The organism is Bremerella volcania (assembly GCF_007748115.1).
GTDB lineage: Bacteria > Planctomycetota > Planctomycetia > Pirellulales > Pirellulaceae > Bremerella > Bremerella volcania.
This window is the reverse complement of record NZ_CP036289.1, coordinates 1,796,787-1,812,981: the sequence shown is the minus strand read 5'-3', so window position 1 is coordinate 1,812,981 and position 16,195 is coordinate 1,796,787. Positions and strand designations below refer to the sequence as shown.

The 16,195-nt window shown below is 59.2% G+C and carries 12 protein-coding genes; 2 read left to right on the top strand and 10 right to left on the bottom strand.

The features are described 5' to 3' along the window. Window positions 1-98 precede the first annotated feature (98 nt). The 9 genes from Pan97_RS07370 to Pan97_RS07330 form a co-directional block, all read right to left on the bottom strand. Window positions 99-1,397, bottom strand: a complete 1,299-nt coding sequence (locus Pan97_RS07370; protein WP_144971466.1) for a prepilin peptidase — start codon at window positions 1,395-1,397, stop codon at window positions 99-101. 1 nt (window position 1,398) lies between these two features. After that, window positions 1,399-1,935 (bottom strand): shikimate kinase, encoded by a 537-nt coding sequence (locus tag Pan97_RS07365; protein WP_144971465.1) that lies wholly within the window; start codon window positions 1,933-1,935, stop codon window positions 1,399-1,401. 14 nt (window positions 1,936-1,949) lie between these two features. Beyond that, complete coding sequence (gene aroE / locus Pan97_RS07360) at window positions 1,950-3,440, bottom strand: shikimate dehydrogenase (RefSeq protein ID WP_144971464.1); 1,491 nt, start codon at window positions 3,438-3,440, stop codon at window positions 1,950-1,952. 92 nt (window positions 3,441-3,532) lie between these two features. Further along, window positions 3,533-5,452, bottom strand: coding sequence for a DNA mismatch repair endonuclease MutL (mutL, locus tag Pan97_RS07355; RefSeq protein WP_144971463.1), 1,920 nt, complete (start codon window positions 5,450-5,452; stop codon window positions 3,533-3,535). A 35-nt stretch (window positions 5,453-5,487) separates the two neighbouring features. Next, on the bottom strand, window positions 5,488-6,936 hold the full coding sequence (locus tag Pan97_RS07350) for a sigma-54-dependent transcriptional regulator (protein ID WP_144971462.1): 1,449 nt from the start codon (window positions 6,934-6,936) through the stop codon (window positions 5,488-5,490). Between the two features lie 283 nt (window positions 6,937-7,219). After that, on the bottom strand, window positions 7,220-8,011 hold the full coding sequence (locus Pan97_RS07345) for a two-component system sensor histidine kinase NtrB (RefSeq protein ID WP_144971461.1): 792 nt from the start codon (window positions 8,009-8,011) through the stop codon (window positions 7,220-7,222). Between the two features lie 85 nt (window positions 8,012-8,096). Continuing rightward, window positions 8,097-10,358: a polyribonucleotide nucleotidyltransferase gene (locus Pan97_RS07340; RefSeq protein ID WP_144971460.1), complete on the bottom strand. Its 2,262-nt coding sequence runs from the start codon at window positions 10,356-10,358 to the stop codon at window positions 8,097-8,099. Window positions 10,359-10,687: 329 nt separating this feature from the next. Next, the gene (gene rpsO / locus Pan97_RS07335) at window positions 10,688-10,957 is read right to left on the bottom strand and encodes a 30S ribosomal protein S15 (RefSeq protein WP_105330407.1); all 270 of its coding nucleotides are present in this window, start codon (window positions 10,955-10,957) and stop codon (window positions 10,688-10,690) included. A 240-nt stretch (window positions 10,958-11,197) separates the two neighbouring features. After that, on the bottom strand, window positions 11,198-13,699 hold the full coding sequence (locus tag Pan97_RS07330; protein ID WP_144971459.1) for a DNA internalization-related competence protein ComEC/Rec2: 2,502 nt from the start codon (window positions 13,697-13,699) through the stop codon (window positions 11,198-11,200). Window positions 13,700-13,862: 163 nt separating this feature from the next. Here Pan97_RS07330 and Pan97_RS07325 point away from each other — a divergent pair, with 163 nt between their 5' ends. After that, window positions 13,863-15,227, top strand: a complete 1,365-nt coding sequence (locus tag Pan97_RS07325; RefSeq protein ID WP_144971458.1) for a sulfatase family protein — start codon at window positions 13,863-13,865, stop codon at window positions 15,225-15,227. 102 nt (window positions 15,228-15,329) lie between these two features. Then, entirely contained in the window at window positions 15,330-15,869 is a 540-nt protein-coding gene (locus Pan97_RS07320) for a hypothetical protein (RefSeq protein WP_144971457.1), read from the top strand. Between the two features lie 11 nt (window positions 15,870-15,880). Here Pan97_RS07320 and Pan97_RS26225 read toward each other — a convergent pair whose 3' ends face one another. Then, a complete protein-coding gene (locus Pan97_RS26225; protein ID WP_165698649.1) occupies window positions 15,881-16,192 on the bottom strand; it encodes a hypothetical protein in 312 nt (103 codons plus the stop codon). Between the last annotated feature and the right edge of the window lie 3 nt (window positions 16,193-16,195).

Below are 16,195 nucleotides of genomic sequence, written 5' to 3'. Positions count from 1 at the left end.
CCGAAGCAGGCGAATCCTCTAGATTCGTCGATGCAGGTCAACGAAGTCCCGCGCAGCCGCAGCCAGCCAAGGACGCTACAGATGAATTGGAACCGCTCTTAAGCTTCGTCCGGATAGATGAACGTGAACTTGATCCAGACCCAAGCCATCAGCATGCCACCCAGCACCACCGGCAGTGCCAAAAACAGCGCCGGCAGCCATGGCCCCAGTTGCAAGAGGGGTCCGTACTGCTGCCACAGCCGGCCCCAGAAGATCATCGCGATCAACGTTCCGATGCACAGATACGGTCCGTAGGCCAGGTACGCGTCGCCGGTCAACAGGTAATTCACCACCGCAAACACGCACGCAATGAACGGTGCCAGAAAGAAGATCACCATCACCGGTTGCCAGCCGATGTAGGCCCCGATCATGCACATGAGCGTGACGTCGCCGAAACCCATCGCTTCCTGTCCCATCGCCAGGCTCGCAAAGAAGCGGACCAGCCAGATCAACAGCCCAGCGAAGGCCATTCCCAGCAGCGCCGAGAAGACCGCCTGCCAGACGGCCTCGCCGCCCCAGAGCCATGCGGCGGAGACGAAAGCGATCAACAGCACCAGCATCCCCAGGTAAAACCAGTTCAGTGAGTAGCGGATGAAGCTGGCGACCAGGTAACGAAAGAACTTGGTGATTCCTCCACGAAACCAGATCAGCTTCGGGCAAAGAGCAAACCACCAGCCGACCGCCAGCACCAAACCAACCGCCAAGGCGGAACTTCCATTCCAGGCATCGGGCCACTTGCTTAGCGCGGCCGCATGCAGCGGGATCGCATCCAACTGCGAGCCCGGCTGCGAAAGTCCAAAAAACGGAGGACCATCCGGCATCGGCAGTCCCACGAAAGGAAGCAGCCAACAGAAGACCATTGCCACCAGAAAGCCCGGCAGGGTGACGTAGTCGGGGATCGTGCGCGAATCGAAGTCGACGAACGTGGCGATCACCATGAACGAGATCAACACGATGTGCTGCAGATATATCGCGTGCAGTGCCGCGTCACTCAATGGAACATTGACCGTGACCGGCACCAGTTCGCCGGAGGTCACCCAGTGGTAATACCAGGCAAAGAAAAACCCACAGCCCAGTTCAATCAATAGCGGCTGCACCCAGTGCGCGGTTTTGTGGACCTTGCTTTCCCGCGCCAGGCCAAGCCAACCGAAGATCGGAACTTTATCGAACAGGATGCGCGGCGGAGCGTCGGGATGAGGTTTGCTCCACGGATCGTAATTCTTGGGGACCCATGTCCAGCGATAGATGGCCCGGTTCAGTTGCCCGGCCACGATCGCCCCGATGACGAACAGCCCCACGAGTCGCACGTTCAGCGGTAGTCCAACCCACAGGGCGACGAGATTCTCCCACCAAGCCACGTTACTGTTCTTTCTTCACTAAAGACGACGGGAGTTGATCCAGGATCGTTTGCGTCACCTCTTGCGGCGACTTGCCTTCGGTATCGACTGTTAGGTTGGCGCTTTGCCGGTAGAGAGGTATCCGCCTGGCCAGTACTTCTTCGATTTCTTCCAAAGTCGATTTGCCGGTCAAGCTGGGACGGCGGGCCTGGGTCGATGCGTCTCCCGATAGTCGCCGGGCGATCTCTTCCGGCGAAGCCGTCAGCCAAACGGTAAAGCAGCAATCGGCAATCCGCTGGCGGTTCTCTTCCCGCAAGATCACGCCGCCCCCCAGGGACAAGACATAGTGCGACCCCTGAGTCAGTTCGATCAACGCTTGCGACTCAAGATCGCGAAAGCCTGGCTCGCCGACTTCGGCGAAGATGTCGGCGATCGATTTGCCGGCTTGCTTTTCCACATGAATATCGGCATCGACCAGCGGCCACTTCAGCTGCCCGGCGAGCAGCCTGGCAACGTGCGACTTGCCGGTTCCACGATATCCGATGAGTGCCAGATTCATGTCGCTGCGACCAGTTAACCTGTTCGGACCGCACCGGTCAGCCGCTTGAGCGTGCTTCGCATCAGCTCGCGCGAAGTCTCGACGCCGGTAAAGTGCTTGAACTGAAGCGCTGCCTGGCGAACGAACATTTCGACCCCGGTCACCACCCGGGCACCCACGGCCCTGGCTTCTTTGATCAGCAGCGTTTGCTCCGGATTGTAGACCGTGTCGAAGACGATCATGCTCGGCTTGATCCAACGCTTCTCGAAAGGCGTTTCATTGACGTTGGGGTGCATGCCGACCGGCGTGCCGTTGATGAGCACGTCAGGCTGAACCGATCCGCGGTCTTCCCAGTGAATGTGACGACACTTGAAATGCGCGGCCAGTTCTTCGGCGTTCTCGAGCGTGCGGCTGGAAATGACCACCGTGGCTTTCCGCTGAATCAACGACCAGACAATCGCGCGAGACACGCCGCCACTGCCCAGCACCAGCACCTTGACCCCTTCGAGCGAACCGCCTTGCTGCTCGGGCAAAAGCATCGTGTCCAGGCTTTCCATCGCCGAGTCGCAATCGGTGTTGAAGCCTGAGGGACCACCCTCCTCGAAAACGATCGTGTTGGTCGCCCCGACGCCCTTGACCGCTTCATCAGGCCGCCGGACAAAGTTGACCGCGGCTTCCTTGTGAGGAATCGTGATGCTCAAGCCTTTGACGCCCAGTTGGGGGCAAACCTCGGTGAAGAAGACACCCAGGTGTTCGCGCGGCACGCGGAAGGGAAGATAGCGGCGATTCATTCCCTGCTCGCTGAAGGCCGCATTGTGCAGGTGAGGGCTCAGACTGTGTCCGATCGGATCGGCCACCACGCCATAAAGTTCGGTGTCGTCGGTGATCTCTTCGTATCGGTAGAGATCGACCATCTGCCGGAAACCGATCTGCCCGGGTGCCAGCGTTCGCTCGTTGGAACTGGTCGCATAGGTAAACGGACAACCGAAACGTCCCCCGAGAATGCGCGACGGCATTCCCATGTCTCCCATGCAGAGACCAATCGTGGGGATCTCGCTTCGGCGGGCCAACTCCAGGATGCGGACGTTGTCTTGCGGCGAGTTCGCCATGGTGGCGATCTTGATGATGTCGGGATCGAGCTGCTGCATTCGCCGGTGCAGGCCTTCCAGGTCGGCTGGCGTTTCGCGGAAGTTGTGGTAACTGATGATCCGCTTCGTCTTGCCGTAACGAGGAATCGAGGCCGCAATGTCCTCTTCCAGGTCCACGTAGTCGACCTGCTCGGCGATCGCCGTGCGGAGGACCATTTGGCGTTCTTGTTCGTCGCCGGCATAGCGACCGCCGTCACGCTCGCGGCGATAGGTGATCACCACCGGGCTGGGGCGATTGTCGAGCAGGCGTTTGAGTTTGATCGTCCCGTTGATGTAATCGAGACGCAACTCGCACAACTGAGCCCCCTGTTCGACCAGGTGCTTGTGCTCGGCAACGATATGTTTATGTCGGCCGCGGCCGATACTGACGCAGATCATGAAATCATCTCGAAGCCGGAAGACCTCGAAGGGGGACGACGGGGATAGGCATGACGGGGGCACGATGCCCTAGCCAGGGTAAACTCACTATTTTACGTGCGTTGGAATCTCCGGTCGAGTTCCTCTTTTGTAAAGACTAATGCCGTGGGGCGGCCATGCGGGCAGTGGTGGGCGTCCTGGCAAAGATGCCGCAATTCGAGCAAAGCGTCGATTTCCTCGCTGGAGAGTCGATCTCCGGCCTTGATGGCCGCCTTGCACGACATCATGTGCAGCAGTTCGTCCAAAAGATCTCTTTTTTCGAGATTCTTCCCTTCGGTCAGCAGTTGATCGACCACTTCCCGCACGATTTCCGCCGGCTTACGACGTCCGAGGATGGCCGGATAGCTGCGAATCAGGATCGTGTCGCCGCCGAACGCCTCGACTTCGATCCCCACCTGATGCAGCGTTTCGGTGGCGGCGTCGACCGCGGCAAATTCCTGGGCCGAGAGATTCAACGTCTCCGGCACTAACAGCCGCTGCACCTCCAGCCGCCGCGCAAGAGCCTTTTCGCGAAGCTCTTCGTAGAGAATGCGTTCGTGCAGGGCATGCTGATCGATCACCGCCATTCCTTCATCGGTCTCGGCAATCAGATAGCGATTGTGCAATTGAATGGCCCGTTGTTGTGAACCGACGCCACCTCCTTGCGTGGGCATGGGAGTAGGCTCGATTGGTTCTTCTGCGATATCTTCCCGGTCGCGAAGATGAGCCGGCGTGACCCCGCTGGGAATCGGCGGCAACGGCAAGCTGCCTGCCCCGACGGTCGACCGATCGATCGGATTGAGCTGTAGCGGCGTGCGATTGGGGGAACGGAAGTCGAGATCGAAGTCGGTCTGGCGACGATCGCCGGAGCCGTGGGAAGGAGCATCCGTGTCGACGGCTCCCTTAGCCCAGGCGACCAGTTCTTCGCGCAGGGCTTCGGCGGATTGCGTATCGCCGTGAACCGTGCTCGACTCTTCGCCTGGGGGACGATAAGTCGCGTCCAGATCCGAGCTGAGAAACTTCGTCCGCAATGTTCCCAGCAGTTGGCTGTAGATTCGCCCGCTGTCTTGAAAACGCACCTCCAGCTTGGTCGGATGGACGTTCACGTCCACCATCTCCGGCGGCATCGACATCCGCAGGAACGAAATCGGATAACGACCATGCAGCAGCAGTCCCCGGTACGCTTCCCCCAGCGCATGCTGCAGGGCACGGTCCTTGATGAAGCGTCCGTTCAAAAACAGATACTGCATCCGGTTGTTGCTGCGGCTGAAGCGAGGGTTGCCAACATAGCCGCTCAGCGTGACCTGATCGTTTTCGCTTTCGACTTCGATCAACTGGTCGGCGATCTCCGCGCCAAAGAAGATGCGAATCCGCTCGCGAAGGTCATGGCACGGCGGCAAGTCGTGCACCAGCCGCGTGCCATGCTTGAGCGTGAAGTGAACCTGCGGGTAGGCTAGCGCCATCCGGGTGAACGCTTCGCTGATGTGGCCGAATTCGGTCTGGGTCGTCTTCAGGAACTTCTTGCGAACCGGCGTGTTGTAGAACAGGTTGCGGATCTCGATGATCGTCCCCGGCGGGCAGCCGCACGGCTGGGCTTCCTGGACGTTGCCCCCATGCACGAGCATTTCGCTGCCGCAATCGGCATCGCGAGTACGGCTACGCAGCAGGAATTGACTCACCTCCGAGATCGACGCGAGCGCCTCCCCGCGAAAGCCGAGCGTACGGACGTGAAACAGATCTTCGGCGCTTCCGATCTTGCTGGTTGCGTGCGAAGCGATGGTGAGCGGCATGTCTTCGGGTGCGATGCCGCAGCCATCGTCGGCAATGCGAATCAGTTCGGCTCCGCCGTGCTCGATGGTAACGTCAATCCGCGTGGCCCCGGCGTCGAGCGAGTTCTCCATCAACTCTTTGACGGCGCTCGCTGGGCGCTCGATCACTTCGCCGGCCGCGATCTTGTTGACGACACTTGCAGAAAGTTGTTGAATCTTCGGCATCCGCTGCCAACTCCCTTCGATTCGGCCAGACGAGATCAGTCGCCGCGTAATCCGTATTCTTTGATTTTGCGATAGAGGGTCCGCTCACCAATTCCCAGCATCTTGGCCGCTTCTTCGCGATTGCCGCTGGTCGCTTTCAGCGTTTCGCCAATCAACCACTTCTCGACGTCGCTGATCGACTGGCCAACCATGTTGGGCATTTCGCCATTGGTGGAAACGGCCGGCTTGGGATCGATCGGTGGAACCAGGTCGTCCCCTTCCTGAATCAACTCCGGCGGCAAGTCATCCAGGCCGATCGTTCCATCCAGATCGAGCACGACCATGCTCTCGGCGAAATTCCGCAGCTGCCGAACGTTGCCAGGCCAGTCGTAATCCAAACAGCGCTGAAACACCGTTCGGTCGATCCCCCGCACCTTCTTGTCGTGCTTCTTGGAAAAGACTTTCAGGAAGTGATCGAACAGCGGCAGGATGTCGTCGGGGCGATCCCGTAGCGGCGGAAGCTGAACCGTCACGATCCGCAGGCGATGGTACAGGTCCGAGCGGAACGTCCCGGCCGCGATGGCCGTTTCCAGGTCGGCGTTGGTCGCCGAGAGCAGCCGCACGTTGATGCGGATCGGCTTGTTCTCGCCGACGCGGGTAATCTCGCCTGATTCCAGTACCCGCAATAGCTTCACCTGGGTGGCCATCGGCATGTCGCCGATTTCGTCCAGAAACAACGTGCCGCCATTGGCATACTCCAGGCGGCCGATACGTTCGCTGGCCGCGTCGGTGTACGCCCCTTTGGCGTGACCGAACAGTTCGCTTTCCAGCAGGTGCTCGCTCAGCTCGGCGCAGTTCAGCGGCACGAACGGCTTCTTCTTGCGGGGGCTGTTCTGATGGATGGCCTGGGCGACGACTTCCTTCCCGGTGCCGGTCTCGCCGAGGATCAACACGCTGGCGTCGGTCGGGGCGATGCGCTGCAATCGCTGCACGACCTGCCGCATTTTGTTGCTGGAATAGATGAGCCCTTCGAAGCCGAACTTCTCGTCCAGCCGCCGCATCAATTCCGAGTTCTGCCGTTTAAGCTGAATCGTCTGAGCCGCCTTGAGCGCGGCGGCACGAAGCTTATCCGGCGTGAGGGGCTTCTCCAGGAAGTTGAGCGCCTCGTTCTGCATCGCTTCGACGGCGGTCGAAACGGTCGCGTGCCCGGTGACGACGATCACCTCGCAGTTGGGGCGGTTCTCTTTGGTGAGTTGCAAGATGCCCATACCGTCGATGTCGTTCATGACCAGGTCGGTCACGACGATCTCGAAAGGCTCGGCCAGGATCTTCTCGGCCCCCTCCGGCCCGCTGGTGGCCACGGTGCAGACAAACCCGATCCGTTCCAGGCTCTCGGCCATGGTCATGGCGTGGGCCTTGTCATTGTCGACGACTAGTACCCGGAACTGGTCCGGCTGGACATCGAGCGTATCGGATTGTGGCTGGGTTTGGGCGTCTTGCGTCATGCCATCATCGTACCGAAGAAGTGCCAATTCCTCTAGAACCGTTCTCTGGTTGAGGGTCTTGGAAAAGAGGGTTAGCCACAGAGCACACCGAGATCACCGAGGGGAGGAAAGAATTTTTAACCACGGATGACACGGACAAACACGGATACGAAGAGGAAAGAGGTGCTACTTCTGCCTCGTCCAAGAGTGGCACGCTTTCAACTGGTGCTTCCCATCCGTGGTTGCTCTTTCTTTTCCTCGGTGACCTCTGTGTCCTCTGTGGCTTATTTCTTCTGCCACGTCATCAGCCGTCCGATTCAGCTGACTCCTCTTCAGACGAATTTGACTTCTTGCTGCCAATTCGCTTAGGCAGGGGAAATTCGAGCGTAAACTGCGTTCCGCGACCCAGTTCGCTTTGCACGTCTATGATCGCATGGTGGGCTTCGATAATCTTCTTGGCCAGCGGCAATCCGAGACCCGAGCCCCCCTCCTTGGTCGAATAGAACGGATCGAACATCCGCAAGGCCGTCGTATCGCTCATCCCGCAGCCGGTATCGACCAGCCGCAACAGCACCCCACTGCGAAACTCACGGGTTTGCACCATCAGCGAACCTCCGTCCGGCATGGCCTGAATCGCGTTGACCACCAGGTTCAAGAGGGCCGAATAGAGAAGCTCGGAATCGAGGTCGATGCTGGGAAGCTCAGAATCGAGGTAGCGAATGATCTCGACCCCTTGCCGCTGGGCCTGGGGTTCGACGAAGTTGAGTACCCGCTCGATCTGCTCGTTCAGGCTGCCCGGCAGTAAGTTCAAATCCCGGATCCGGGCAAACCGCAGAAAGTCATTCAGCAGCCCTTGCAGCCGCTCGCATTGCTCCTGCACCGTCTCGATCTTCTGCTTGGCCCGCCGCTGCTGAGGCGTCTGCGGATCGTCGAGATCCTCGGCCAGCAGTTCCATATTCATCCGAATGACCGACAACGGCGTCTTGATCTCGTGCGCCAGCGACCCGGCCAGGCGGGCGATCTCGTTGTACTGGTCGACCAGGTACTGATCGCGCGATTTTTCGCGCGAGTCATGCGATGAGGAATGATGATCCATGGTTGTTCTCACGAAAACGCCCGGAGCACTTCCGTACTCCGGGCGATCAATTATCCGTTGAACTTAGAACTGTCGCTCGAAGCTCTTAGTCTTCACGACGAGGACGTCGGCGTCCGCGATCACCACCGCGGTCGCCGCCGCGGCCTCCGCGATCACCGCCACGGTCGCCACGGTCACGGCGATCGCCGCCGCGGCCGCCACGGTCACCGCCGCGCGAACCGGCCGTTTCCAGCTCTTCGTCACCTTCGCCGGCCGGGGCATCGCCGCCGGGCAAGGTGGCCTTGTGGCTCAGCTTGACGCGGTCGTGTTCGTCGACCAGCAGGACCTTCACGGCCAGGATGTCGCCGACCTTGACCACCGAGTTGACGTCCGAAACGTATTCGGTCGACAGTTCGCTGATGTGGCACAAGCCGTCGCGGCCTGGCAGGATTTCGACGAACGCACCGAAGTCCTTCACGCTCGTGACGCGGCCTTCGTAGATCTTGCCGACTTCGACTTCGCCGGTGATGGCCTGGACGCGAACCATGGCGGCTTCGGCCCATTCCAGGTTGCCGCTGGCAACAATCACGGTGCCGTCGTCTTCGACGTCGATCGTCGCGCCGGTTTCTTCCTGGATGGCGCGAATCGTCTTGCCGCCAGGACCGATCAACAAGCCGATCTTTTCTGGGTTGATCTTGGTACGCATCATGCGCGGAGCCCACTTCGACGTATCGTCCTTCGGCTGGCTGATGGTGGTCAGCATCTTGCGAAGGATCTCGATACGGGCTTCGCGAGCCTGAACGAGCGTCTTGCGGATGATGTCTTCGTTGATCCCCTTGATCTTGAGGTCCAACTGGATGCCGGTAATCCCGTTCTGGGTACCAGCGACCTTGAAGTCCATGTCGCCATGGTGATCCTCTTCACCCAGGATGTCAGTCAAGAGGACGTAGTCGTCCCCTTCCTTCACCAGGCCGATCGAGATACCGGCCACCGGGTTGGTGATCGGCACGCCAGCGGCCATCAAACCGAGGGTCGCACCACAGACCGAAGCCATCGAGCTGGAGCCGTTGGATTCCAGAATGTCGGAGATCACACGGATCGTGTAGGGGAAGTCTTCGGCAGCCGGCAGAACGGGGTTCACGCTACGTTCGGCCAAAGCACCGTGACCGATTTCACGTCGGCCAGGGCCACGAATCGGACGGCATTCACCCACCGAGAAGCTCGGGAAGTTGTAGTCGAGCATGAACTTCTTCGAGTACTCGTCGATCAAGCCGTCGACGCGCTGTTCGTCACGCGGGGTACCCAGGGTGACGGTGATCAGCGATTGGGTTTCCCCACGTTGAAAGACGGCCGAACCGTGAACGCGCGGCAGAATGTCGACCTTGCATTCGATCGGACGCAGGGTCTTCGTGTCGCGGCCATCGGTACGGGTACCGCTGAGGATCAGGTCACGCACGACGCGTTCTTCCAGATCGTGCCAGGCGGTGCCGAACGCACCTTCGTCGATCGCACCTTCGGCGGCCGGATCAGGAATCAGCTCTTCCTTGACCTTGGTCTTCAGTTCGCGAACCTTGTCGGCGCGGTCTTGCTTACCGGTCGTTTGCTTGGCCGATTTCAGGTCGGCGTAGTACGAATCCATCAGCTTCTGATAGAGGCCACCGTCGTCTGGATCGGCGTACTCCATCTTCTCTTTGCCGGCCTTTTCGGTCAGTTCGACCTGCAGGTCACAGATTTCCTTGACCACTTCATGGGCTTTCATGATCGCGTCGGCCATCTCGTCTTCGGGAATTTCCCGCGAGAAACCTTCGATCATCAAGACCGAGTCTTTGTTGCCGGAGATGATCAGGTCGAGGTCGCTTTGTTCCAGCTGTTCAAACGAGGGGAACACCACCAGTTCGCCATCGATCCGCCCCATGCGAACGGCCGCCAAAGGCCCCTGGAACGGCAGGTGCGAAATGCACAAAGCGGCCGAGGCACCATTCATGGCGAGCACGTCGCCATCGTGCATCCGATCGCTGGCCACGACGCTGGCCTGAATCTGAACTTCGTCGTAGTAACCCTTGGGGAACATCGGACGGATCGGGCGATCCATTAGACGCGACGAGAGAATTTCTTTGGTGGTCGGGCGACCTTCTCGCTTGATGAAACCACCGGGGAACTTACCAGCAGCGGCGGTACGTTCGCGGTAATCGCAGGTCAGGGGAAAGAAGTCGGTCCCTGGCCGAGATGGGCCGGAGACGGCGGCGACGAAGACCACCGTTTCGCCGTATTGAACAAGCACCGACCCGTGGGCTTGTTTGGCTAGAAAGCCAGTTGTGAATGATAAGGTTTCATTGCCGATCTGCTTCTCTACACGAATTTCTTCCACGTTTTCCGTCCTACACAGCGCACCAGAAGCGGTTCCGAGAGGGCTTGCGCCAAAGGGGGTAAGGGCCTGGAGGAGAGAGGGCCCGGCCAATTGGAACTTCCAGTGCTTGGTTCAATATAAGTTGAGGCCCACCGCACATTTTCTACCGAGCGGAACCTCGTAAGGGTGCCCCGCCAGCCAATCTGTATTCCACCACCGGCCGGGGCGTGGTAAAGACGCGCGAAAGCCCCAGGGGCGCGCGTCTTCAGGCTAATTCCATTGCCAGTAACTTGAGAGGCTCGTCCATCGTAGGTACGAGCCTCCTTCGACCAGACCGAAGCAGCAGTACGCTACTTACGAATACCAAGCCGTGCCAGCATATCCAGATATTTCTGGGGATCGTGCCGCTTCAGATAATCGAGCAAGCGGCGACGACGGCTCACCATAGCAAGCAACCCGCGACGAGTCGCGTAGTCTTTCTTGTGCTTCTTCATGTGCTCCGTCAGGTTGTTGATGCGACTTGTCAAAATCGCAATCTGAACTTCCGGGGAACCCGTGTCCTCGCCACCACGTTGAAAATCCTGGATGGCATCGTTCTTCTTTTCTTTGGTAATCGACATGGGCGACTTTACTTACGTCCGCAAGTAGGGTGACTTCTTCTTAACCACAATAAAAATAAGGACTTGTGAAACCACAAGGCCGCCCGCGACTACCAAAACCGCGGACACCAGCGCATCAAACTCATCCTCAATCTCTTGATAAGACCGTTAATTTAGCAGTGAAAGCTGAATTTGCAACGCCTAATAGGCCTTATGGGCCCAGAATGCTGTCTAGGTTTTCGTTAAAAGCGCCCACAGCCCCTACTCTACCCCTGCTTTTCGCCACGAAGCCACTTTCGGAGGCCGGCCACTGGCCGATAGCCGAACTTCGACTCTTCCGCTGGCGGCCGTATTGAGCCACACCGGCTCGCCTAGCCTGGCATCCTCCGGGCCGAGAATGTCTCGCGAGCCGCTACTGACCACGATCCACTCAGGCTGACACCACTGGTAAAATGACTCGGCATGGCTGTGCCGGCTACCGTGATGGGGGGCCATCACCACGTCGCAGTCGATTGGCCGCTCGACGATCACCGCTTCGGTCCCGGGCGATTCGAGGTCCCCCGGCAAAAGAATGCGGCGTCCCTGGTATTCAATCAACAGGACGATGCTGTTGGCGTTGTCGCGTCCGAGGACTCCCTTCCGGGTCGGATGGAGAATCGTCAGGTCGACGTCCGGGTGTGCCTGTAAGCTTCGTCCGGCGGATAAGGTTCGCAGGGGAATCTCGCGCTGGCGAATATCCATTAACAGCGTCGAGACCAGCTCGCTGGGGATCTTCTCCATCAAGTCGGAACAATACACGGCCCCAACCGAGAACCGTTCGAGCACTTCCGGCAAGCCGTTGTAGTGGTCGGCATCGTCGTGGGAAATGATGACCGCATCGAGATGCTGGATCCCTTTGCTCCACAGCACGGCCGAAAGAGACTCGCCCGCCCGCTTCGGCGATCCGAGCCGCCCGCAGTCATACAACAAGTTACGTCCCTCCGGCAGTTCCACCAGCACGCAGGTACCATGACCGACGCTGACGAACGTGCATACGAGATCGTCTCGGGCACTGGATTGAATGGCCTGAGCCGTTCCCCACCCAAACCCAACGGTCAGCCAAAGGGCAACCACGGCAATGCTCCAGCGAACAGGCAAGCGGCGCGTGATCATCAGCCAGCCGATCGTCGCCGTCACGACGTAGAACCCAACTACCCACCACGCCGGCGGCCCCGCAGACCAAATCGTGAGCCCAGCGTGCTGCTGCGTCCACGCAACCGTTTCCTGCATCCCCCACAAAGGCCACGACAAAAGCCACGCCACCCATGGCGTTGCCAGCGGCACGGCGATCGATGCGGCTAAGAGTAGTAACGTGAGAGCAAGCGCCAATCCCATCGGCAAAATGAGGATTGGCGAAAGGACGATCGTCCAAGGGGAAGCCGCGTGAAAGTGAAACAGGACTAGCGGCAACGTGACCAGCCACACGACCAACGACGCCACGAACATCCGGCCGAACCAGCGCACCGAGTGTCGCCAGCACTTCACCGGCCAGGGACGAGTCATCTCGATCAGATCCTGCAGCGGGTCGGCCTGCCTGGTCATCGCCTGGAAACCCGCAAGCCACGCCAACGAGGCGACCGCGACGAACGACAACTGCGTTCCGGCTTGAAAGATCTCGGTCGGGTTCCAGCAAATCACCAAGATCCAGGCCGCCGCCAGGCTGTTCCAGAACGTGGGGCGACGGTAAACAATCATCGCCACGCAAAACGCCCCCACCAAAATCGAGGCTCGCACAATCGGCGGCCGGGCATCGACTAGAATCACATAGGCCGACGTCATTAGCAGCAGACAAAAGGGCGGCAGCCAAAGGGGCCCCGGTAAGAAGCGTAACACTCCGTAGGCAAACAGCGCCAAGATTCCCAGATGCAATCCCGATAACGCCAACAGATGAACCGTCCCTGTTTGCCGAAACGCCTCGTCCGTTTCATCCGCCAATCGTTCGCGACGCCCCAGGAAGATCGTCTCGGCCAGGCCATCCAGACCCGGTGGAATCGCGGCCGCTAACTCGCCGCTGACGTAATGTCGGGCCTCGCGAATCGGATCCCATGGCGACCACTTCGTCGGTGCACCGGTCGCTTGCAGGCAATCGGGATAACCACTTCGGAGAAATGTCCGTCGACGGTTCGCCCGAGCCCAGTTGGCGAAGTCGAACTCACCGGGGTTCAATGCTCCTTCAGAGCAAGTCGCTTGAGCAAAGACCAGAATCGATTCCCCTGGGCGAACGTCGAGTTGATCTCCCGAAACATAGATCTCGGTATCACCTGACGCGGCAACCCAGGTCGCTCCACTACGAATCTGCTGAATACGAAAGGGGACCTTCCATTGATTGGGCAGTTCAAATTCAAACGCGGAGGTGGGTGGCTTGGCAGGTAAGAAGCGGGGATAATCGACAACCACTCCCTGCAGCGCAACCGGCTGCTTATCCGCCGACAGGCCGCGGCTTAGCTCGGTCGATCGATAAAGGTTCCAGTGACCGTGATGCAGCATGCCGCCAAACGCCGCGACGGCGAGTAGCAGCGTCACACTGGCATAGTTTTCCGCTCGCCGGAAGCACAGAAGACCCCACAGCAACATCAGGCCAGCGAACGAAATCAACCAAAGGGCCATCGAGAAATCGAAGGCCGCGTCACCGATTACCCCCAGCGTGATCGCCGGCGCAAGCAAGACCAGCGGACGATAGATCGTACGCTCGCGTATTGCCTGGGAACTTTGCTGGAAAGTCAACTTGAAACGAATCGGCCGAGGGACGATGCTAAAAGGAATAAGCCTGTTAGTATCGCACCGACCACCCTGTCGCTCAATTTTTTCGTGCCGACAGGACGAAAGTTTGGTAACTTAGTACGTTCACACTCCGCCTCATCCCTTCCTCCCTCAGAGCCTCCTGACCATGCGAAAACAACTGCTCCTGGGCGTCTTTGTCGCCGTTTTCTCCATCCTGAGCACCTGGCAAGGCGCGTCGGCGGCCGATCGGCCTAATTTGATCTTCCTGCTCACCGACGACCAGCGGTGGGACGCGTTGGGCTGCATGGGCAATCCGGTCATCAAGACACCTAACATCGACAAGTTGGCCCAGGAAGGGGTCGTTTTCGAGAACGCCTTCGCGACGACCGCCATCTGCGCGACCAGCCGGGCCTCGTTTATCACCGGGCAGTACGCGCGCCGACATGGGATCGTCGACTTCCGCGCCGTCCTCAGCCCGGAAGCGTTCGAGCAAACCTTCCCTGCCCTGCTTCGGGCCAATGGCTACCAGACGGCATTCATCGGCAAATGGGGTGTGGGCAACCAGCTTCCAGCAGACCAGTACGACTATTGGAAAGGGTTCCCCGGCCAAGGGAAGTACTTTGTCGATGGCCGTCCGCACATGACCAAGCACCTGGAAGACCAGACGCTGGAATTCCTCGATACGTGCTCGCCGGATAAACCGTTCTGCCTGCAAGTCAGCTTCAAAGCGGCCCACTGCCAGGATGGCCCAGGCTGGCAGTTCCAGCATGCCCCCAAGTACACCGACTATTACGCGGACGACACCATCGTGCCAGCCGTAACCGCCAACGACGAGCACTACCAGAAGCTTCCCAAGCAGCTGCAAGGTGGCGAGTCCCGCGTTCGCTGGGGACGTCGTTTCGATGGGGACGAAATGCTCCAGAAGAACATCAAGGACTATTATCGATTGCTGACCGGCGTCGATGACTTCGTCGGGGCGATGGTTGCCAAGCTTCAAGAGAAGAAGCTGGCCGACAACACGGTCATCCTGTTCACGTCCGACCATGGTTTCTTCCTGGGCGAGCACGGCCTGGCAGGCAAGTGGCTGATGTACGAAGAATCGATTCGCATTCCCATGATCGTCTTCGATCCGCGACTCCCCAAAGACAAGCGAGGGCAACGCCGGGAAGAAATGGTCCTGAACATCGACGTCGCACCCACTCTGCTCGACCTGGCCGGCATCGAGCCCCCTGCGGTGATGCAGGGACAAAGCCTGCAGGGACTGGTCGAAGACAATCAAGCCAGCGGCTGGCGAACCGAGTTCCTGTACGAACACCTCTTTCCGCACGCCACCATTCCGCAAAGCGAAGGGGTGCGGGGAGAGCGATGGAAGTACGTTTTCTATCCCAACAGCGAGCCTAAGCTGGAACAGTTGTTCGACTTGCAACAAGATCCGCACGAGGTCACCAACCTGGCCGATGACCCTCAACATGCCGACCAGCTTAAGGCGATGCGGGCGGAACTCGATCAAATGCGAACCTCGCTCCAGTAGCGCCCGAAACTCGGTTGTGCCAGCTTTCCGTTTGCCAGATACGATCCCTTCGGTACGATGAACCAAACGCAATCGTTGGACGCTGCGGATGGGAAGTCGTGTATGGCTCGTAACTCTGATTTCACGTTGGAATCGCCACCCAAGTTTTCGCTTTGGGCGCTGGCTTGGCTTCTGGCTTTGTGCGGCGTGGTCTTTGCGGTGCTTCGACTGGTCGGTCCCTTTGCGGCCTACATGACCGTTCTGTTTTTGATCATCGTGCTGGTGCACCTGGGAGCTTCGTATCTGAGTCATCGCCTGGGGCATCAGCGAAAGCAACGTCGCGCCCCACAAGAGCCGCCACCCAGCCAGCCCCCTGCATCTCGCGGCAGATGGAAGTCCCCCAACCTGGCCGAACGGTCCGGGCTTTCAAACTGGCAGATACGACTGGTCAGCCAGGCGACGCTCACCGGCGCGATTGTTGGTGCGGTAGGCAGCACGTGGGTGCCACCGCAGCAGTTCAACTACGCAGTGATGGGAGTTTGCCTGGTTAGCGGCGCGGCGCTGACCGGCATGGGATGCTTCGTGCTGAGCAACCTGATCGAGCATGCCTGGCGTTCGCTGGTATCAGCCCGGCAAGGGGAGTACTCGCAAGCGATCGACTAGACGATCGCTGATTATTTCTCGACGACCAAACGATCGGGCTCCAGCGATTCGATCTTAATCTCGCGGACTCCGACTCCCTCTTCGTTCAATCGAAGCGTCTGGTCCGATAGATTCCAAACGCCTTTCTTCTTCTCGATCCGATCAACCGGACCAGGAGCCGCCTCAAGTAAAGTACCGTCCGGGCGAAGCTCAAAACCGCTTCTTCCCCGCGAGGGAGGAAACGGGTAATTGGCAGGTCGGTAAACCTTGCAGGTTGGCGTGTCCTCCTCGTGAGAATGAACCCACGAATTCGTCAATTCCGAGAGACGTAGTGGATCAGCCATAAC